Origin of the sequence: Arthrobacter sp. CC3, assembly GCF_039907775.1 — a bacterium.
Taxonomy (GTDB): Bacteria; Actinomycetota; Actinomycetes; order Actinomycetales; family Micrococcaceae; genus Arthrobacter.
Genome location: NZ_JARCCY010000066.1, coordinates 1 through 18848 on the forward strand (window position 1 = coordinate 1; position 18848 = coordinate 18848).

Sequence of the window (18848 nt, forward strand, 5' to 3'; positions counted from 1 at the left end):
TGATCACCGAGCGGCTCATCGACTATATCCGGACCTCCGTTTCGCACGCGGGCGGCATCACGCACCTGCGCCGGATCTTCTCCCTCGCGGACCTCTACGGGGTGCGCTCCGGATCGCACGGTGCCGGGGACCTCTCCCCGGCCTCGTTCGCTGCCGCCCTGCACGTGGACATGAGCATCCCGAACTTCGGCGTCCAGGAATACATGGGCCACCGGGAGCCGGCCAACGAGGTGTTCACCACCTCGTACACCTTCAACGACGGCTACATGCACCCCGGGGACGTCCCCGGCATCGGCGTAGAGTTCAACGAGGAAGCTGCCGCCCGCTTCCCCTTCGACCCCAAGTATCTTCCTATCAACCGGCGGCTCGACGGATCGGTGCATGACTGGTGAACGGCGCAACACGCGAAAGCGAAAACCAGCCCTTCGACGTCGTGGTGATGGGGGAGATCCTCGTTGAGGTGGCCACCGACGTGGCGTTCGGCCACGGCGTGCCGGCCCGGCTCGGCATTTCCGGCGACGCCTTAAACGTCGCCGCTGCAGCCGCCGCGGCGGGAGCGCGCACCGGGCTGCTGGCAGTGCTGACCGACGACGACCTCGGGCAGGCGATCGCCGCCCGCATCGCCGAACTCGGCATCTCCACCCGCCTGCTGACGTTCAGGACCGGACAGCAGGGCGTCTACCTGGTGCACTCCGATCCCGAAGGCCAGCGCGAGTTCTCCTATGCCCGCAACGGAAGTGTGGGCTCCAGCCTGGGACCCGACGACGTCGACCCGGCCGTGTTCGCGGCCGCGGGCGCCGTGGTGGCCGGCGGGATCGCCTGCGCCATTTCTGACACGTCCCGTGCTGCCGTCTTCAAGGCTGCCGATCTTGCCGGCCGTTTTGTGTTCGATCCCAACTTCCGCCCCCGGCTCACATCGGTGGAGGCCGCAACGACGGCGCTCCTGCGGCTCGCGCCGCAGAGCCATCTGGTGACCCCGTCCTTTCCCGGCGAAACCACGGCCCTTCTAGGCTCCTCCACGCCGGCGCAGGCGGCTGCAAAACTCCTCAGCCTTGGCGCCACCAATGTGGCAGTGACCTGCGGCGCAGAGGGAATCCAGCTGGAAGGCGAAGGCCTGGACAGCACATGGATCGACTCGATCCCTGCCCCGGCGGTGGTGGACCAGACCGGCGCCGGCGACGCGTTCGTCGGCACCCTGACCGCCCGGATGGTGCTCGGCGATAGCCTGCCCGAAGCAGCCCGGTTGGGTGCTGCGGCGGCGTCGCTGGTGGTGGGCGGCAAAGGCGGAACCGGCTTCATTCCCACCCTTGACCAGACCCGTGCCCACGCGGCCGGCGCCGCAAAAGGGGAACTGACATGGCACGCCTAAGCAACGCCGCGCTGGCAGCCGCAGGCACCCGGAAAGTACTGCTCCCGCGCGAAGGCCTTCGTCCCGGCATCGTCCATCTGGGACTCGGGGCTTTTGCCCGCGCCCACACCGCGGTCTTCACCGAAGATGCCATGCTCGCCACCGGATCATCGGACTGGGGGATCGTTGGCGTGACCCAACGATCGGACACCGTCGCGAGGCAGTTGGCGCCGCAGGACGGCCTGTTTACGGTCGCTGAACGGGGAGGCGGCGCGGCCCCGCTCCGGGTGGTGTCCAGCATCGTGGAAGCCATCTCGGGCAAGGACCACCCCGAAACGGTGGTGGATCGGATTGCCGCACCCACCACCCACGTGGTGACCCTGACCGTGACCGAGAAGGGCTACCGGATTCATCCGCAGACCGGATCGCTTAATACCGACGACGAGCAGGTGCAGGCTGACCTTGCCGGACTCCCGCCGCAGACAGCCATCGGACAGATCGCGCGCGGCATCCAGCAGCGGGCCCGCGCCGGCGGAGGTCCGCTCACCGTTCTCTCCTGCGACAACCTCCCGGGCAACGGTGAACTCACCGGCACCCTGGTGCGCGCCTTTGCCGCCGCACTACCGGATGCTGAATCCGGGCCGTTACTGGCGTGGATGGATGAACACGTCACGTTCCCGAGCACCATGGTGGACCGGATGGTGCCGGCCACCACGGGTGGCGACCTTGACGCCGTCGAACGCGAACTCGCTCTCCGGGACGAGGCCGCCGTGGTGGCCGAGCCCTTTATGCAGTGGGTCATCGAGGACAACTTTGCGGGCGGCCGGCCCGCCTGGGAGAAAGCCGGCGCACTCTTCAGCACCGACGTAGCGGCCTGGGAAGCAGCCAAACTGCGCCTGCTCAACGCCAGCCACTCCATGCTGGCCTACCTTGGACTCGCCACCGGGAAGGCGACCATCAGCGACGCCGTGGGGGAGGACGCGTTCCGAACAGCCTGCAGCCGCATGATGGCGGAGGACGCGCTGCCCACCATCTGGCTTCCGCCAGGGCTGGACGGTGAACTGTACTGCACACAAGTCCTGGAGCGGTTCGCCAACCCGGAATTGGGGCACACCACCGCCAAGGTGGGCAGCGACGGTTCCCAGAAGATCGGGCTGCGGCTCCTGACTACGGTCCGTGCCACCCTCGACGCCGGACGCGAACCACGCTGGGCAGCACTGGCAGTCGCCGCCTGGATGCACCATGTGGCCTCCACCCCGGAGGCGGAGCTCAACGATCCGCTCGCGGCCGGGCTCCACGCTGCATTGCCGGTGACGCGCTCAGCGGAAACTGTGGTGCCCGCGTTGCTGGGCTTCAGCAGCATCTTCGACGGCGAACTCGCGGCCCATCCCGGATTCACCAACCTCCTCCTTCACTGGTACCGCATCATCGACACCCAGGGCCTGGGCGGCCTGAGAAATGAGATCAACCATGGCTGACGCCACCAGCGTCCTGCACGTTTCACCGGTCATTCCGGTGGTCACTATCGAGGACCCGCAACACGCTGTTCCGGTGGCCCGGGCACTGGCCGACGGCGGCGTCCGCATTATCGAACTCACCCTCCGAACCGAGAGCGCCCTGACGTCGCTGAAGCTCATTGCCGAGGAAGTGCCTGAGATCCTCGTGGGGGCTGGGACAGTGCTGACTCCGGGCCAGGCCGATGCCGCTGTCTCCGCCGGTGCGCAGTTCCTGGTGAGCCCGGGCGTTACCCAGTCCCTGCTGGACCATCTGCTGGCGCTGGGTGTGCCCGTCCTGCCGGGAGTTGCCACCGTAGGTGAGGTCATGGGCGTCCTGGAACGCGGCCTGACGGCCATGAAGTTCTTCCCCGCAGGACCGGCCGGCGGCCCCGACTATCTCGCGGCCATCGGGGCACCCATCCCGCAGGTGCAGTTCTGCCCGACAGGTGGCGTCAGCCTTGGCTCCGCACCTAAATACCTTTCGTTGAAGAATGTCGCCTGCGTGGGTGGCAGTTGGCTTACGCCACGCGGGGCAATCGAGAAAGGGGACTGGCAGCAGATCACCACTCTCGCGCGGCAAGCTGCCGGACTGCGGGACGCTGGCGGCGCGCGGGACGCTGCCGGACTGCGGGACGCTGGCGGACCGGGCCAGAACTAGGCGGCAGCGGACCCAGCACCTACTCGAAACGTACGGCGTTCCAGTCGAGGATGCGTGGCTCCGCGAGACCCTCCGTGACGAACGGATCTTCGGCGATGAACCGCTCGGCATCCTCGCGCGAGCTGAAGATGCCCATGGACCCGGCGGCGGGATCCGTCGTTTGGAACGGGCCCAGCGCGATGAGTCCGCCGCCGGCTGCGCGGAAGGCCTCGTAAAAGGCCTTGTGGCGGGGGAACGTTTCCATCAAGCGCGAGCGGTCGGTCCCTGCACGCACGCTGTACATCACGACGAATTCCATGTGGGTGATCCTACTCCGGGCCACGGCCCGGACTTCGTGCCTACTGGATCGGGGTGTCGGCGCCCAGGGCAGTGCGTGCCTGAAGGATGGCCTGTTCCACATCCTCGTTCAGGTCCCCGGTGGGCAGCGAGCCGAGTTCGCCGCGGAGCAGTCCGACGTCCTTCAGGAGGAGGTCGTACTGGACGTCGATGAGGTTGTCGCTCATCCAGCTCTGGCCGGTGGAGACGCCGATGACTTCGAAGAGGTTCTTCGCCGGCACGCCGTGTTCGGCCGCGAGGTTAAGCATGCGTGCGGTGGCGGCCAGGTTGTAGGTGGCCAGGGTGTTGTTGAGGAGTTTGACCAGGGCGGGCTGGCCGTAGGATTCCATCCGGAAGACGCGGCCGGAGATCTCGGCCAGCAGCGCGTCTTCGGCGTCGGTGGGGGCGGGCCCGGCCAGGAAGATGGTCATCGAGCCCTGACGTGCCCCCTGGGGTCCCCCCGAGACCGGGGCCTCGAACGCGCGCCAGTTATCCGGGGCGGACGAGAAGATTCCGCGGGCATCGGCGGGGGCCAGCGTGGTGTGGACAAAGACCGTCAACGGCTGCGCCGTCTGTGCCTTGAGCGCCTCAAATACTGACGAGACCTGGTCCGCGAGCCGCACCGCGATGTGCACACTGTCCACTGAGGACCAGTGAACAGCTGCCATGTCGCTGCCGGCAGGCGACTTGTTCTCCGCCGACCATTCGCGGATGCGTTCCTGGTTGAAGTCGTAGCCATAAACCTCCTGTCCCAGTTCGGCGAGGTGGGCGCCGATGTTTCCGCCGATGGGTCCGAGTCCTATTACCAAATGCATGAACGTTCCTTAGGGGTGATGAGGGAAATGCGGGGATGGGCTAGTCGGTGGATTCAGGGGCCATGCCCCGCTCCGCCATGACCTCTTTGAGCTGGGTCAAGGCGTTGAGCACGCGCGGGAAGCCAATGTAGGGGATGCACTGGATCAACGTGCCAACGATCTTCTCCTTGGTCAGGCCCACGTTGAACCCGACATTCATGTGCAGTTTCAACTGGGGCTCAGTCCCCAGGGCAACCAGCGTGGAGATGGTCACCATCGTCTGTTCCTGCTGGCTCAGGCTGGTGCGCGAATAGATGTCCCCGAAGGCGAAGGAAACGATGTAGTCGGAGAGCTCAGCGTCCAGGCTCTTGTAGGACTCCACGAGCTTGACGTGGTCGAAGGTGTTGGAGTGCTCGGTGGAGACGAGTTCCATCATGCGGTCGAGGCCGCGCTGGTAACGATCCGTGCTCATGTCGGTGGTCCTTTTGTTGTGGCGGGAAGCAGCGTTGAGGTTTTTTCGAAACGCTACGTAGCGTTACAATAGTAACACCGTAAGATGAGCTGCGGAAAGGTGGTTTAGGAATGAATTTTCCAAAGGAGTCCGGCGGTTCCCCGCCAGGCGCCGGCGCGGGGCAACAGGCTGGTTCCGGGCATTCGGGACGGCGCGCCCGGTCCGAACAGAAGATCCTTGACGCCACGCGTCAACTGCTGGGCGAAGAGGGCTTCGGCAGCCTGACCGTGGAAGGCGTCGCTGCACGGGCCGGGGTGGCGAAGACAACGATCTACCGCCGGTACCGGTCCAGGAACGACCTTGCCCTGGCGGTCCTCCTGGACATGGTGGGTGACGTGAGCACCCGGCCGTACGTTGGAGACGCCGCCACCGAACTGGCAAAGCTGGTGGACCGGACCGTAGAGCTCATGTGCACGTCAGTGATGGGCCGGATCATGAAAGGCCTGGTCTCGGAGGTCGCCGCCGATCCCGAGCTCGCGCAGGTGTACCGCGAGCGTGTGGTCAGCCACCGGCTGGCCGATGTGAGCGCCCTGGTGGAGCATGGAATCGCCAGGGGAGAGCTGAGGGCCGGCCTGGATGCCGAAGTAGTCACCGACCTTCTGCTGGGCCCCATCTACTACCGCTTCTTCCTGAGCGGCGCTCCCATGGATAGCGGTTTCGGCAAGCGCCTCGTCGCCACCCTGCTTCCTTCGTTTACGGCCTAGCCGCACCACGGATCGGGCGCCCCTGTGTGGCGGAACCGATGAAACCGCCCGCACCCCTCTTGCGAGGGAATGAGGGCGGTTGCATCAGTTCTCCGGCTTCACCGGGGTCGGGTTCACCCCGCGTTCGCGGCAGCCAGCCTCTCTGTTTCCATCTCGGCCTTCATGACGGCGGTCCGCGGACCACCCAGCAATTCGGTGGGGATCTTCGAGGTCTCGGGCATTGCGATAACCGCTACCGCGGCAATTCCGGCGGCCACTGCACCGAAGATCGCCACCGGAAGCCAGCCTGACGGGCCCGGGACGAGGAGCATCGCTGCGACCATCGGAGCAAAGCCGGCCAGCAGGTTGCCCAGCTGGTTGCTGACTGCCATGCCCGTGAACCGGACCGGGGCCGGGAACTGCTCGGCGAAGAACGACGTCCACACACCGTTGTAGCAGCTGAAGAACAGGCTCATGTTGACGAACGCAAAGGCCGCAATCATCAGGACGTCCGCCGTCGAGATCGCCCAGAGATACCCAAAGAGCGTAACCGCATAGCCGACGGCGGAGATGAGCATCGTCCGCTTCCGGCCGATGACGTCGGAGAGGTAGCCGGCGGCGGGGATGGTCACGATGGACAACGCGATGGCGCCGGAGATAATCGCGAGCATAACGCTCCGGTCAACCCCGACCGAGGTGGCGTACGACAGGCTGAAAACGGCGAACAGGGTCTGCATGGCCGCCATCAGGGACGATCCGGCCACGCGGATCACATCGCGCCAGTGGTACTTGAACACGTCGCCCAGCGGCAGCTTGCGGACTGCGCTTCCTTCCTTCGCCTCTGCGAACACCGGGGTTTCGTCCAGGTGGCTGCGCACGTAGTAGGTAATAACGACGACGACGGCGCTCAGCCAGAAGGGAATCCTCCAGCCCCAGCCGTACAGCATCTCGGCGGGCAGCAGCGCCACCGGCAGGAAGACAATGGTGGCCAGCGAGCAGCCGACGGCGTAGCCCACCATCACGAAGCTGGTGAAGAATCCGCGGCGTCCCACCGGGGAATGCTCAACGGTCAGGGTCGAGGCTCCGGCCGATTCGGCACCTGCGGAGAAGCCCTGGACAACGCGCAGGACTACGAGCAGTGCAGGTGCCAGCAGGCCGACCTGGTCGAACGTGGGCAGGCACCCGATGGCGAAGGACGCGATGCCCATCAGGATGACCGTGGCAAGCATGACGCGCTTGCGGCCGAGCCGGTCGCCGAAGTGTCCCATCACCACGGCGCCGACGGGGCGGGCGACGTAACCCACCGCGAAGGTGGCGAATGATGCGATCAGGGCAACGGTGGGGTCGCCGGACGGGAAGAAGAGGACATTGAAGACGAGGGCGGCCGCGGCGCCGTAGACGAAGAAGTCGTAGTACTCGAGGGCGCTGCCCAGCAGCGCCGCTATTGCCGCGCGTTTAGGCGTCATTGCCGGCCGCAATGAGGTGGTGTGTGCCATGTGCTTCTCCTTTGAAACATGCAGTGGGAGGAGGTTCTTTCCTGTTGACTTCCACACTAGGAGCGTGACGCAGGCCACAAGTGTTCCGATATGAAACACGGAGCCGTGACGCGGCAAGCCCGGTCGGATTGACGGCAAAAAGCACGGCCGTCCCGCAGGACGGCCGTGCTTTTTGTGGATCGGGAAGGGGTTAGGCGAAGGCCGAGATGCCGGTGATCTCGCGTCCCAGGATCAGGGACTGGATGGAATCGGTGCCTTCGTAGGTGTGGACCACTTCCATGTCGGTCAGGTGGCGTGCCACGTGGTTCTCCAGCAGGATTCCGTTGCCGCCGAACATGTCGCGGGCATCCCGGCACAGCGTCCGGGCCTTTTCCCCCGTGAACATTTTGGCCAGGGAAGCCTGTTCGTTGCTGAGCTGGCCCTTGTCCTGGAGCGCTGCCGTGCGGAAGCAGATCAGTTGCATGGCGGTGAGGTCAGCGAGCATGTTGGCGAGCTTGTTTTGCACCAACTGGTAGCTGGCAATCGGCTTGCCGAACTGGACGCGTTCCCGGGCGTAGGTGACCGCCATTTCGTAAGCAGCCGTGGCGTGGCCGAGTGATTCCCAGGCCACAGTGCTGCGGGTGGTGTTCAGCACTGCTCCGACGTCGCGGAAGGACCTGGACTTGGCCAGCAGGTTCCGGGCGGGGATCCGCAGGCCGTCGATCTCGATCTGCGCCTGTTGGATGGCACGCTTTGCCATCTTTCCCGTGATGGCCTCGGCGTGGTAGCCGGCGGGGTACGTGCCGTCGTCGTTCTTTTCCAGAACGAACGCCTTGACCTTCTGGTCCGCGGTGTCGCGGGCCCAGATGATGACGAGGTCCGCCACGTGGCCGAGTCCGATCCAGCGCTTGGATCCGTTGATGACGTAGTGGTCGCCGTCGAGCCGTGCGGAGGTTTCCAGGGCCACGGAATCGGAGCCGTGCTCCGGCTCGGTGAGCGCGAACGCTCCCAGCTTTTCCAGTCGCGCCATCGCCGGCAGCCAGCGCTGCTTCTGCTCGTCGCTGCCAAGCAGGTTGATGCTGCCCATCGCCAGTCCGGAATGGACCGCATTGAACGTGTTGATGCTGCCGTCACCGCGGGAGAGCTCCATCGCGACCAGGCCCGTCTGCAGGCGCGTCAGGCCCGGGCAGCCGTAGCCCTGGATCGCGGTTCCGATGATTCCCAGCTCCGCGAACTTCGGTACCAGCTGGTACGGGAAGTCCGCCTTCTCCCAGTATTCGTTGATGATGGGGGTGACGTCCTGCTCAACGAATCCGCGGACCCTGGCGATCAGCGCGCGGTCCGTGTCATTGAGGTAGTCGTCCAGGACGTAGAAGTCGGAATTGACGGACAGGTCCGTTGCGGTGGTCATCAGTGCTCCTCGGGGGATTGTGTGGTAGTGCCGGCAAAGGCACCGGCCAAAAGGTGTTCGTCGTCGCCGAGCCAGGCCCGCACCAGCTCTGCGCCGCTGTCCAGGTCCGGCGGGGTGAGGTCGTAGCTCACCGGGGTTTTGGACAGCCGGATGGGGTTGCGCACCCCCGGCTGTGCGCCTTCTCCGTGCCCTACCGTCACGACGGGTTCTAGTCCGATCCGCTCGGCGAATTCGATTCCGGCCCGCAGGTCCTGGATGGGTGCGCACGGGAGTTTGGCTTCGGTGAGGATGTCGAACCACTCGGAGGCGGGCCGCGTTGACAGCGCATCCACCAGGAGCGGACGCAGTTCCGTGCGGTTGGCGCTGCGGAGCGGCGCCTTCTCGAAGCGGCGGTCCGTGGCCAGCTCGGGCCGGCCGATCGCGTCGCAGAACGTGCGGTACTGGGAGTCGTTCCCGATCGCGATGACGAGCTTGCCGTCGCCGGTCTCGAGGGGCTCGTAAGGGTAGATGCTGGGGTGTTCGTTGCCCATCCTCTTCGGAACCACGCCGCCCAGGACGACGGCCGCGGTCTGGTTCACCATGCCGGAGAGGGCGGAAGACATCAGATTCATTTCCACCAGCTGGCCTTCGCCGATGCGGTCACGGTGCCGCAGGGCGGCGAGGATGCCGATGCAGGCATGCAGGCCGGTGATCACGTCGAACACCGCGACTCCGGCGCGGAACGGCTCGGTGTCCGGCGCTCCGGTGAGGTCCATCATCCCGGAGAGGGCCTGGATCAGCAGGTCGTAGCCCGGGAGCTGGGCGCCGCCGGCGGTGCCGAAGCCCGTGATCGAGGCGTACACAACGTCTTTGTTGGTGACCGAAACAGTGTCGTAGTCCAGCCCGTAGCGCACCAGGTCGCCCGGTTTGAAGTTTTCAACCACGACGTCGGCCCGCTCGGCAATGCGCTGGGCGGTCCTGCGATCGCCCGGATCGCGAAGATCAAGCTTGATCGAGGTCTTGTTGCGGTTGATCGAAAGGAAATAGGTCGAATCGTTTCCACGCGTCGGCGGGCGCCACGCCCGGGTCTCGTCGCCGGCGGGGCTCTCAATTTTGATCACGGTCGCCCCGAGATCGGCCAGCAGCATGGTGCAGTACGGTCCCGCGAGCACCCTGCCGAAATCTGCGATCAGGATGCCGCTGAGCGGGCCGGCTGCACTGCGGCCGAAGACCGACGTTTCAGGGGTGGCGGAGTGTTGGCTGTCCATCATTGGGCTCCTCGCTAAGTTTTCTCTTTCTCCACCATGACGGACGCCATTGCTATCCGTCCAATACTTATTGATGGCCCTTTTGTTGCATCTGGTGCAATAATCAGGTGAATGGAGATCCAACAGATTCGAGCGTTCCTCGCCGTCGCCGAAGAGCTGCACTTCGGCCGCGCCGCCGAGAAGCTGCACATGGCCCAGCCCCCGGTCAGCCGCAGCATCCAGCAGCTGGAACGTGAGCTCGGGACCCGTCTTTTCGACCGAAGCACCCGCAGCGTCAAGCTCACCGGCGCCGGCGAGGCCTTCATTGGCCCGGCAACGGAGATCATCGATGCCACCCGGCGGGCCAGCATCGCCGTCCATGCCGCGGACAAGGGGGAAGTGGGCCGCGTGCGCGTGGCCTACGCGGGAGCCTCCACCCATACGCTCGTGGGCCGGCTCGCCCGTGAAGTCCGGCGCGACCACCCGGGCATCCAGATCGAACTCTTCAGTCAGAATTTTGCGCAGCCGGCCATGGACCGAGTCCTCAGCGGTGACATGGACATCGCCCTCGGACGCTGGGACTACATCGCTGCGGGCATCGAAACGCGGCTCCTTGCGGCCGAGGACCTGGTGGTGGCGGTGCCGGCCAGCCACCGCCTGGCCGATGCCGATGAGGCCCGGATGGCCGACTTCCAGGGGGACACCTTTGTGTCACTGCCGCCGCATGCAGGGGCCGTGTTAAACGACCGGCTCCGCAGGCTGACGCATGCCGCAGGGTTCGAACTCGACATCGTCCAGATCGTTCCGGATTCCTGGACCGCACTCTCGCTGGTGGCGGCCGAAGTGGGCTGCACGCTCACGCTGTCCTCGGTGGCCGAATCCGTCACGGATCCCCACGTCCGTTTCGTGAAGCTGGTGGACAAGACCATTCCGGTGGAGCTGCGGATGGCCTGGCGCCGTGACAACTCCAGCCCGGCCCTGCGCGCGGTCCTGGAGCTGGCGGAGAAGATCCTGCCCCGGGCTTGACCGCCGGGGAACGGTCAGGACACCAGGGACTCCGGTGTTTCGATGCCCAGTGCACGCAGCTTCCGGTAGAGGGTGGTCCGGCCCATGCCCAGGGATTCCGCGGCCACCGAACGGTTTCCGCCGCTTTGTTCGAGTGCGGTGATGATGGCGTCGCGCTCGAGTGATTCGAGTTTGGACAGCTGGCGCCTGGTGCTGCTCCTGAGATGTTCCGGCAGGTCATCAGCCTGCAGCACGCGCCCGGGATGGGCGCGCCCCAGGGATTCCAGGGTGGCGCGGAGTTCTGCCACGTTGCCTGGCCACCGCCAGCGCATCAGTCCCTGCAGCGCCACCGCGGAGAGTGTGGACCGTTCAGCGGGTGCGGCTGCGTCCAGGAAGAGTGCCGCCAGCATGGGGATGCGTTCCTTGGTGGCGGACAGGGTAGGTACATTCACCCGCGTTGCGATCTGCGACACCACATCGGACACGAAGTCAGGGCAGGCATCCGGATTCATGGTGAGAACCAGCCGCGCCGGTGAGGCTGGCTGTGCCGTGCCCGCCGTCCCGTCGGGCTGCTGCCTCACGGCCGAATCCAGCGCCTTTAGCCTGTTCAGTTCGCTCCGGGGGAGATCCTCAAGGTGCCGCAGGACGACGCTCCGGCCCTCGGTGATGGCCTGACGCGCGCCAGGGAACCAGGTGGCATCCCCGGAAAAGAGGCAGGCGTCAAGGATCAGCGGATTCGGGCCGGAGTCCTTGCCGTTGAGCCAGGCGAGCGTGTGGTGGAGCTTGCCGGAGCCGCCCTGCCCGCAAACGGCAATCGCCCCCGGCCCCTGGCTGGCCCGGTCAAAGGAGTTCCGCAGGACGTGCGGGAACGCTGCCCCGGCGCCGGAAGTATCGACGTCGGGCGCCGCCGAATCGGCGGCCTGCGCCGTGCTTGCTCCGTCCGGAATGCGGGAGAGCTCCAATGCGAACGCCGAGCTCCCGCCGGCATCGTCAATCCGCTGGACCGTGGCATCCACGTTCAGGGACGGAATCCCGATGGTCTGCTTGGCGCCGGTCCACTCAAGACGCCGCAACTGTTCCCACAGGGTGGTGTGCAGTTCGCTGCTCATGACCGCCAGGCCGGAAATATTCGTCATCACGGCCTGGTGATCAAGCATGATGACCGGTGCCTTGGAGGAACTGAGCCGCAGTTGCGACATCCCCAGGGCGAGCCCCGTGGCGCTTCCGAGATCGAGGAGGCGACGCTCGATCTGGCTGCTGGCTTCCCGCGCCATGGCCAGCATCAGCGGATTGTGCAGGCCGGTGTCACAGGCGAAGGAAATGGACCCGATCACCCTGCGCGTGACGGGGTGCGTGATCGGCGCCCCTGCGCAGGTGAGCGCGGCAAGGACTTCGTTGAAGTGTTCTGCTCCACGGACGAACACCGCCTGGCGCCCCTCGATGGGGGTGCCCAGCCCGTTGGTCCCGACGGAACGTTCCGCGAAGCTGAATCCTTCGGCAGCAAACGATTCGTCGAAGCGACGGCCGTGCGCCTTGTCGCCGAGCCTGCGGGCGATGATCTGGCCGGACTGGTCGCTAAGGAACAGCGAGATGCCCATGCCGTTGAGGCTTTCCATCCAGTGGTCCATCACGCTCTTGGCCGCGCGGATGAGGATCCCGTCCGGGTCGAAATCGTTGACGAACAGGAACGCCTCGGGCCGTGCTGATGCCTCAACGCCGATAGAGCGGCGCCAGCTGAATTCGATGTCCTGGGAGACGATGTCGGACAGCTGGGTCCCTTCGCGGAGGCCGCGCCGGATCAGATGCTCCCGGGCAGCACGGAGGGCATCGTCGGGAACGTTCCGGTTATGCATGATTGGTCAGTCCTAGGCTCCGACTGCCGCACGCAGGACAACGCGTCCGGGCACGCCGCCGTGCGTCAGCTTATCCAGGCTCTCGCCAACGGACTCGGCGGAGAGGTCGGCGTCGATGATCGGGATGTGCGGAATGGCGTCCTGCTTGGCCAGGGCGATGAGCTGGTTGAGCTCCCCGGGGGTCCCCACGAAGCTGCCTTGGATGGTAAGCATCTTGAGGGCCATAAGTGCGGTGGGGACCGTGAGTTCTCCCCCGAAGAGGCCCACCTGGATCAGTCGGCCGCCCTTGCGGAGGGAGTCGAAAGCCACCGGAGCCGTCTGGCTGTTGTTGACGAAGTCGATGACGGCGGCCACCGGGCCGCCGCTGGCTTCGATGATGTTGGCAATGAGGCCCTGGTCGGCGGACTGCACGGTGGTGGTTGCGCCAACCTGCCGGGCGAGGTCGAGGTTCCGCTCGGAAATGTCCACGGCGCAGATGGCCTGGTGCCCCAGCGCGCTCAGGGTGGCGATGGCGGTGAGCCCCACGCCGCCGGCGCCGATCACCACAACCGGTTCGTCGGTTCCCAGCGGCAGGACCTTGTTGACGGCGCTGAACGCCGTCAGTCCTGAGCAGGCCAGGGTGGCCGCCCAGCTGAGGTCCAGGCCGTCGACGTCTACCAGGTACTTTTCGTCGCGGACCAGGATCTGCTCCGCGTAGCCCCCGTGCTCCGTGACGCCGAGATTGCGTCCGTTGGCGCAGACGTTGTCGCGGCCGGCGAGGCACTCCCGGCATGTCCCGCAACCGATCCAGGGGTACACCAGCCGGACATCTCCGGGTTTGGTCCCGTGGACGTTGTCCCCGATCTTCTCGACGACGCCCACCACCTCGTGCCCCATCACCAAGGGGTAAGTGACGCCCCGGTCCACCAGCTTCAATGCGCCCCGGCTGCCCAGATCGTACGAACCTTCGCGAAGGTGGGTATCCGTGTGGCACACGCCGGAACGGATGACCCTCAGGAGGACTTGGGTTCCTGTCGGCACCGGGTCCGGCAGTTCAATGTCCTGGATTTCGGGGCTGTCTTGGAAAACGGCAAAAGCGTGCATGGTGACCTCGCATCGTTGCGCAGACTGTATTTCTTCAAGAATGACACCAGTTCTGATAAGTATCCAATACTAAATCGCGGCAGGTTTGATACGGGAAAAGCAACAATCAAGTGTTTCAAAGTGGAACACCGGGGCGGCACACATGTGATCCACGCTATAGGTAGCGGCAAAACGCACCATCGATTCCGATCCACCTGCAGCCCGGGCACCGCTCGGGACGCTCTCCATACGAAGGAGTATGAGATGACCATCTCGACCGAAGCCCCCGTGACTGAAACCTCCCAGGCAACCGACGCGCTCCCGTGAGCTCTACGCGGACTGGTCGGACATCATCGCCACCACCCCGAACCTGACGATGCGCCTGTTCCGCAGCATCTTCGACGAGTGGCACCAGCCCACCCGGGAACCCGAAGCGGTCACCTACAAGGAGGACATCGTCGGCGGCGTCCCGGGCATCTGGGCCTTCCCGAAAGGTGCCGACCAAACGAAGGTACTCCTCTACACCCACGGTGGCGGCTTCGCCGTCGGCTCGGCATCCAGCCACCGCAAGCTCGCCGGCCACGTCGCCAAGGCGCTCGGGATCGTCACCTTCGTCCTTGACTACCGCCGCGCTCCGGAACACCCGCACCCCGCCCAGGTGGAAGACGGCGTCGCCGCCTTCAAGGCCCTCGTCGGGAACGGCATCCGCCCGCAGGACATCACCACCATTGGCGACTCGGCCGGCGGCAACCTCGCGATCGCCATTGCCCTGGCACTCAAGGAGCAAGGTGAGCCGCAGCCCGGCCAGGTCATCGCCTTCTCGCCGTGGCTGGACATGGAGAACAAGGGTGAAACCCTCATCACCAACGACGCCACGGACGCGCTGATCACCGTGCCGCTGCTCGAGGGCATGATCGCCGGGGTCCTGGGCGACTCCGTCGACCCGAAGAACCCGCTGGCCAACCCGCTCTACGCAGACTTCACCGGGTTCCCCCGCCTGTACATCACCGCAGGCTCCGTCGAATCCCTCGTGGACAACGCCACCCGCCTCAACGAACGGGCCGGGGCTGCCGGCGTCGACGTAACGCTGTCCATTGCTGAAGGCCAGCAGCACGTTTACCCGTTCCTGGCCGGCAACTCCGAGATTGCCGACGCCGAACTCGCCCGCATCGCCGGCTGGTACAAGTACTGAGCCCCGGCCACCCACAACACCCAAGACCTGAAACACAAAGGAGTATTTCACCATGGCTGAAAACCAGACCCCTGGCGTTGCCCCCATTACTGAACTCGACGCCGTCGTCGTTGGCGCGGGATTCGGCGGCATCTATATGCTGCACAAGCTGCGCAACGAACTGGGACTGAACGTCCGTGCCTTCGACCGCGCCGGCGGCGTCGGCGGAACCTGGTACTGGAACCGCTATCCGGGTGCGCTGTCGGATACCGAGAGCTACGTCTACCGCTACTCCTTCGACGACGAGCTGCTGAACGAATGGAACTGGACGCACAAGTACGTGACCCAGCCCGAAATCCTCAGCTACCTCGAGCACGTGGTGGACCGCTATGACCTCCTCAAGGACATCCAGCTCAACACCGGAATTACCTCGGCCCGCTATGACGAGTCGGCTGACCGCTGGATCGTCGGCACGGACACCGGCGAAACCATCACGGCGAAATACATCGTCAACGGCCTTGGTCTGCTTTCTGCCACCAACACCCCCAACATCCCCGGCATCGACACCTTCGAAGGGCAGATCTACCACTCCGGTGCCTGGCCCGAAGGCGTCGACCTGACGGGCAAGCGCGTGGGCGTGATGGGCACCGGCTCCACCGGCCTGCAGATCATCACGGCCATCGCACCGCAGGTGGGACACCTCACCGTCTTCCAGCGCTCCCCGCAGTACAGCGTGCCGGTGGGCAATGTCACCGTCACTCCGGAGTACGTCGCTTCGGTCAAGGAAAATTACGGCAAGATCTGGGAACAGGTCCGCGGTTCCGGCGTGGCCTTCGGGTTCGAGGAAAGCACCGTTCCCGCCATGAGCGTGTCCGAAGAGGAACGGAATGCCGTCTTCCAGAAAGCCTGGGAAGAAGGCGGCGGGTTCCGCTTCATGTTCAACACCTTCGGCGACATCGCCATGGACCGGGACGCCAACGAGGCCGCAGCATCGTTTGTCCGCGGCAAGATCGCCGAGATCGTCAAGGACCCGGAGACGGCCCGCAAGCTCACCCCGACCGACCTGTACGCCAAGCGTCCCCTGTGCGACAGCGGCTACTACGCCACGTTCAACCGGGACAACGTGGAACTCGTGTCCATCAAGGAGACGCCGATCGTCGAGCTGACGCGCACGGGCATCAGGACCTCGGACGGGGTGGAGCACGAGCTTGACGTCCTGATCTTTGCCACCGGCTTCGACGCCGTGGACGGCAACTACACGCGGATGGACATCCGGGGCCGCGGCGGAGAGACCATCCAGCAGCACTGGCAGGACGGGCCCACGAGCTACCTCGGCATCACCACCGCCGGCTTCCCGAACATGTTCATGATCCTTGGCCCCAACGGCCCCTTCACCAACCTGCCGCCGAGCATCGAGGCCCAGGTGGAGTGGATCTCCGAGCTGATCAAGGACGCCGAGACCGGCCAGGTGGCCTCCGTGGAGCCCACTGCCGAAGCTGAAGAAGCCTGGACCCGGACCTGCCAGGAGATCGCCGACATGACGCTCTTCCCTAAGGCCGACTCCTGGATCTTCGGCGCCAACATCCCGGGAAAGAAGAAGACCGTCATGTTCTACCTCGGCGGCCTCGGCAACTACCGGAACAAGCTCGCCGAAGTGCGTGAAGCGGGCTACGAGGGCTTCGACCTGAAGGTCCTTGCCCCGGCGGAGTAATAACAGACGAACGCACGACGGCGGCTGCCATACCTTGGGGGTGGCAGCCGCCGTTTGCGTTGGGCGGTGATTCACGACGGCGGGCCGCGCCGGGGCGCCGGCCCGCTGGCCTCGCCGGCCGTCGCCTGGGCCCGGTTGCCGGCCGGCGGCGCTGTCGCGCCGTCGGGGGAGTAGGTGTGGGGTCTGCCTGCCACGGGACGTTGGCCAGGTTGAGGTTTGGTCGGATCATGATCACCCGCCTCGACTCGCTCAAAGCCAAAAACAACGCCATCAAAAAAGGGCGGTGTCCAACGAAGGTCACAAGAGTCGATTCTTTGGGTCTAGCAGGATGCTTATTGCAGGTGGCAAGACACGAACCGCAAAGCTGATCCATTGTGTGGACGTATGTCAGATGGCGGCCCGTCAGCAGTCCATGGACAGGACGAGCTTAGGGATCGTTGATAGCACGCTGTTTCCGCGAAGTTGGAAGGCTTCTGAGTGCGCCCGGCTCACGGACCGGCTTACGGGACCGCTCGTTCGGGTGGGCGTCCTAGACATGTTTCGCTGTGTTTCGAGGGGTGGTTGCTCCGCACGGGCGCCCGGAAAGATACCTCCCCTGTCGGAGTACTGCACGAGTGCCCGGAACCGAGGCCATAGATTGGCTCAACCGATCGGTACCTTAACTGGCAGGAACGTGTACGGACCTCCGCACTCGCGGCCATAGGGATACTCCCCGGTGGGCTCCGTTTCGATCGGAAATGTGCGGGCAACGCGGGAACCCGAAGAGAGCCCGGCTTGAACGTAGACAGTTCTCACGCTGGCGGGTGGGACGAGGTAAGGCGCTGACTGGGGCACCATCCACTTGCCATCGGGGCTTTTGGCCACCGGCGCCGGAGCGCAGTCTTCCTCGAAGCAGGCTGCGACCGAAATGGGTTCATGGGAAAACTGGAGCTCCACTGGGCCGACGTACGCGTATCCCATGGCCGGACACACCCTGCTCCCTGGCCGGCTAAACAGCAGGAGTGCCAAGACCACAACGGCGGCGCCGACGCCGAGGCCGACTAGAAGTAACCCGCGAGGCTTCATGGTGCGAGCTTAGCCCCGGCGGCTATGGTCCGTGTTCGCGTTGATCCCAAGAATCCTGCTTGCTGCCCGGTAGGAGTGCCCTTCTTTCACGGGCTGAACATGTTGGGGCCCCTTCTCAACCAAGCCCGGAGGGCCCATCGTCCTCGATCGGGCCCGTCGAACTGCTCGCGAAACAACACCACTTTCCATCGGTGTTGCCACGTTGGTGAGGATCCGCCAAGTCAACAGCCTCGGATTCGACGTCACAATCACCCGGTTCACAGCAGCCTGAGGCACCTACCGCCTTCGTATTCGTTTCATCATTAATGTCAGTGCCTCCTGAGATGCTGTGGGTATGGACAGCAGCACGGCATGGAGCGCGGAGAGCAGCGAGGCGATGGCGGCCGTCGCTGAGTCCACTGCCGTGCTGGCGTCGTATTTCGGCGCCGGCGCCGAACGCGCTGACGTGCCCGACGGCGGCCTGCCGCCGGGCGCTGATCCGTTGCGGGAGCTGGCGGATGACTGCCTGGACGCCCTGGCCGAGCTGGCCCGGCAGGAAGCCCGGACCGCTGCTTTGAAAGTGCGGCTGACTGCCGAGTACCTGCGGGCGGCCAACGCCCTGGCACCTCCGGCGGCGTCCCCGCAGCAGAGCACCGCACAGGAGATGGCCATCATTGCCGAGGTCGCCTGCGTCCTGACCGTCACCGAACGGACCGCCGGTGCCCTGCTGTCCGACGCCCTGGCCCTGAGCACGGCGCTGCCGTTGACGCTGGCCGCCCTGCAGGCCGGGACGATTTCGTGGCAGCACGCCCGGATCGTCGTCGACGAAACCTCCGGCCTGGATCTGGCCGGGGCAGCTGCCTTGGAGGCGCACTTCCTGGACTCGGATGCGCCCTCCGCTGCGCGCGGGTGCCCGGCCGGGGAACTGGTTCCGTCCCGGTTCCGCGCTAAAGCCCGTACCTGGCGGGAACGCCACCACCCGGTCAGCATTGAAACCCGCCACACCACCAGCGCCGCCGACCGCCGGGTCCAGTACCAGCCGGACCGGGACGGCATGGCCTGGCTCTCCGCCTACCTCCCGGCCG

At 65.4% G+C, this 18848-nt stretch carries 17 protein-coding genes; 9 read left to right on the forward strand and 8 right to left on the reverse strand.

Features of this window, described 5'->3' with window-relative positions:
• The 4 genes from PV761_RS22775 to eda form a co-directional block, all read left to right on the forward strand.
• Positions 1–392 (forward strand): enolase C-terminal domain-like protein (locus PV761_RS22775; protein ID WP_347899838.1); only part of this gene is annotated, 392 nt, incomplete at its 5' end.
• Between the two features lie 47 nt (positions 393–439).
• Complete coding sequence (locus tag PV761_RS22780) at positions 440–1369, forward strand: PfkB family carbohydrate kinase (RefSeq protein WP_347899853.1); 930 nt, start codon at positions 440–442, stop codon at positions 1367–1369.
• Positions 1357–2826 (forward strand): mannitol dehydrogenase family protein, encoded by a 1470-nt coding sequence (locus tag PV761_RS22785; protein ID WP_347899839.1) that lies wholly within the window; start codon positions 1357–1359, stop codon positions 2824–2826. The genes PV761_RS22780 and PV761_RS22785 overlap by 13 nt, the downstream gene beginning before the upstream one ends.
• A complete protein-coding gene (gene eda, locus PV761_RS22790) occupies positions 2819–3502 on the forward strand; it encodes a bifunctional 4-hydroxy-2-oxoglutarate aldolase/2-dehydro-3-deoxy-phosphogluconate aldolase (protein ID WP_347899840.1) in 684 nt (227 codons plus the stop codon). The genes PV761_RS22785 and eda overlap by 8 nt, the downstream gene beginning before the upstream one ends.
• Positions 3503–3521: 19 nt before the next feature.
• Here eda and PV761_RS22795 read toward each other — a convergent pair whose 3' ends face one another.
• The 3 genes from PV761_RS22795 to PV761_RS22805 are packed head-to-tail and all read right to left on the reverse strand — an operon-like array spanning position 3522 to position 5083.
• Positions 3522–3800: a YciI family protein gene (locus tag PV761_RS22795; protein WP_028269410.1), complete on the reverse strand. Its 279-nt coding sequence runs from the start codon at positions 3798–3800 to the stop codon at positions 3522–3524.
• 40 nt (positions 3801–3840) lie between these two features.
• Positions 3841–4632: an NAD(P)-binding domain-containing protein gene (locus PV761_RS22800; RefSeq protein ID WP_347899841.1), complete on the reverse strand. Its 792-nt coding sequence runs from the start codon at positions 4630–4632 to the stop codon at positions 3841–3843.
• 40 nt (positions 4633–4672) lie between these two features.
• Positions 4673–5083 carry a carboxymuconolactone decarboxylase family protein gene (locus PV761_RS22805; protein WP_347899842.1) on the reverse strand — a complete coding sequence of 137 codons (411 nt, stop codon included), beginning with the start codon at positions 5081–5083 and terminating at the stop codon, positions 4673–4675.
• A 110-nt stretch (positions 5084–5193) separates the two neighbouring features.
• Between PV761_RS22805 and PV761_RS22810 the strand changes: the two genes are divergently transcribed.
• The gene (locus tag PV761_RS22810; RefSeq protein WP_347899843.1) at positions 5194–5826 is read left to right on the forward strand and encodes a TetR/AcrR family transcriptional regulator; all 633 of its coding nucleotides are present in this window, start codon (positions 5194–5196) and stop codon (positions 5824–5826) included.
• A gap of 113 nt (positions 5827–5939) precedes the next feature.
• On the opposite strand, the gene PV761_RS22815 is transcribed toward PV761_RS22810, so the two are convergent.
• The 3 genes from PV761_RS22815 to PV761_RS22825 all read right to left on the reverse strand — a co-directional run bounded on the left by PV761_RS22815 (position 5940) and on the right by PV761_RS22825 (position 9941).
• Positions 5940–7301, reverse strand: coding sequence for an MFS transporter (locus PV761_RS22815; RefSeq protein WP_347899844.1), 1362 nt, complete (start codon positions 7299–7301; stop codon positions 5940–5942).
• A 190-nt stretch (positions 7302–7491) separates the two neighbouring features.
• The gene (locus PV761_RS22820; protein WP_347899845.1) at positions 7492–8691 is read right to left on the reverse strand and encodes an acyl-CoA dehydrogenase family protein; all 1200 of its coding nucleotides are present in this window, start codon (positions 8689–8691) and stop codon (positions 7492–7494) included.
• Positions 8691–9941: a CoA transferase gene (locus PV761_RS22825; RefSeq protein WP_347899846.1), complete on the reverse strand. Its 1251-nt coding sequence runs from the start codon at positions 9939–9941 to the stop codon at positions 8691–8693. Before PV761_RS22825 ends, PV761_RS22820 begins: the two co-directional genes overlap by 1 nt.
• 108 nt (positions 9942–10049) lie before the next feature.
• On the opposite strand from PV761_RS22825, the gene PV761_RS22830 reads away from it, so the two are divergent.
• Complete coding sequence (locus PV761_RS22830) at positions 10050–10943, forward strand: LysR family transcriptional regulator (protein ID WP_347899847.1); 894 nt, start codon at positions 10050–10052, stop codon at positions 10941–10943.
• 14 nt (positions 10944–10957) lie between these two features.
• On the opposite strand, the gene PV761_RS22835 is transcribed toward PV761_RS22830, so the two are convergent.
• Together PV761_RS22835 and PV761_RS22840 are read right to left on the reverse strand one after the other, a co-directional pair.
• On the reverse strand, positions 10958–12775 hold the full coding sequence (locus PV761_RS22835) for a helix-turn-helix domain-containing protein (protein WP_347899848.1): 1818 nt from the start codon (positions 12773–12775) through the stop codon (positions 10958–10960).
• 12 nt (positions 12776–12787) lie between these two features.
• Entirely contained in the window at positions 12788–13858 is a 1071-nt protein-coding gene (locus tag PV761_RS22840) for an alcohol dehydrogenase (RefSeq protein WP_347899849.1), read from the reverse strand.
• Between the two features lie 355 nt (positions 13859–14213).
• Between PV761_RS22840 and PV761_RS22845 the strand changes: the two genes are divergently transcribed.
• The 3 genes from PV761_RS22845 to PV761_RS22855 all read left to right on the forward strand — a co-directional run.
• Positions 14214–15029, forward strand: coding sequence for an alpha/beta hydrolase (locus tag PV761_RS22845; RefSeq protein ID WP_347899850.1), 816 nt, complete (start codon positions 14214–14216; stop codon positions 15027–15029).
• A gap of 52 nt (positions 15030–15081) precedes the next feature.
• Positions 15082–16719, forward strand: a complete 1638-nt coding sequence (locus tag PV761_RS22850; RefSeq protein WP_347899851.1) for an NAD(P)/FAD-dependent oxidoreductase — start codon at positions 15082–15084, stop codon at positions 16717–16719.
• Between the two features lie 1399 nt (positions 16720–18118).
• Positions 18119–18848 (forward strand): DUF222 domain-containing protein (locus PV761_RS22855; protein ID WP_347899852.1); only part of this gene is annotated, 730 nt, incomplete at its 3' end.

Excerpts from the sequence above, each read along its gene's own strand:
- PV761_RS22780 (WP_347899853.1), top strand. The coding sequence starts at position 440 with ATGGGGGAGATCCTCGTTGAGGTGGCCACCGACGTGGCGTTCGGCCAC.
- PV761_RS22785 (WP_347899839.1), top strand. The coding sequence starts at position 1,357 with ATGGCACGCCTAAGCAACGCCGCGCTGGCAGCCGCAGGCACCCGGAAA.
- eda (WP_347899840.1), top strand. The coding sequence starts at position 2,819 with ATGGCTGACGCCACCAGCGTCCTGCACGTTTCACCGGTCATTCCGGTG.
- PV761_RS22795 (WP_028269410.1), bottom strand. The coding sequence starts at position 3,800 with ATGGAATTCGTCGTGATGTACAGCGTGCGTGCAGGGACCGACCGCTCG.
- PV761_RS22800 (WP_347899841.1), bottom strand. The coding sequence starts at position 4,632 with ATGCATTTGGTAATAGGACTCGGACCCATCGGCGGAAACATCGGCGCC.
- PV761_RS22805 (WP_347899842.1), bottom strand. The coding sequence starts at position 5,083 with ATGAGCACGGATCGTTACCAGCGCGGCCTCGACCGCATGATGGAACTC.
- PV761_RS22810 (WP_347899843.1), top strand. The coding sequence starts at position 5,194 with ATGAATTTTCCAAAGGAGTCCGGCGGTTCCCCGCCAGGCGCCGGCGCG.
- PV761_RS22815 (WP_347899844.1), bottom strand. The coding sequence starts at position 7,301 with ATGGCACACACCACCTCATTGCGGCCGGCAATGACGCCTAAACGCGCG.
- PV761_RS22820 (WP_347899845.1), bottom strand. The coding sequence starts at position 8,691 with ATGACCACCGCAACGGACCTGTCCGTCAATTCCGACTTCTACGTCCTG.
- PV761_RS22825 (WP_347899846.1), bottom strand. The coding sequence starts at position 9,941 with ATGATGGACAGCCAACACTCCGCCACCCCTGAAACGTCGGTCTTCGGC.
- PV761_RS22830 (WP_347899847.1), top strand. The coding sequence starts at position 10,050 with ATGGAGATCCAACAGATTCGAGCGTTCCTCGCCGTCGCCGAAGAGCTG.
- PV761_RS22835 (WP_347899848.1), bottom strand. The coding sequence starts at position 12,775 with ATGCATAACCGGAACGTTCCCGACGATGCCCTCCGTGCTGCCCGGGAG.
- PV761_RS22840 (WP_347899849.1), bottom strand. The coding sequence starts at position 13,858 with ATGCACGCTTTTGCCGTTTTCCAAGACAGCCCCGAAATCCAGGACATT.
- PV761_RS22845 (WP_347899850.1), top strand. The coding sequence starts at position 14,214 with ATGCGCCTGTTCCGCAGCATCTTCGACGAGTGGCACCAGCCCACCCGG.
- PV761_RS22850 (WP_347899851.1), top strand. The coding sequence starts at position 15,082 with ATGGCTGAAAACCAGACCCCTGGCGTTGCCCCCATTACTGAACTCGAC.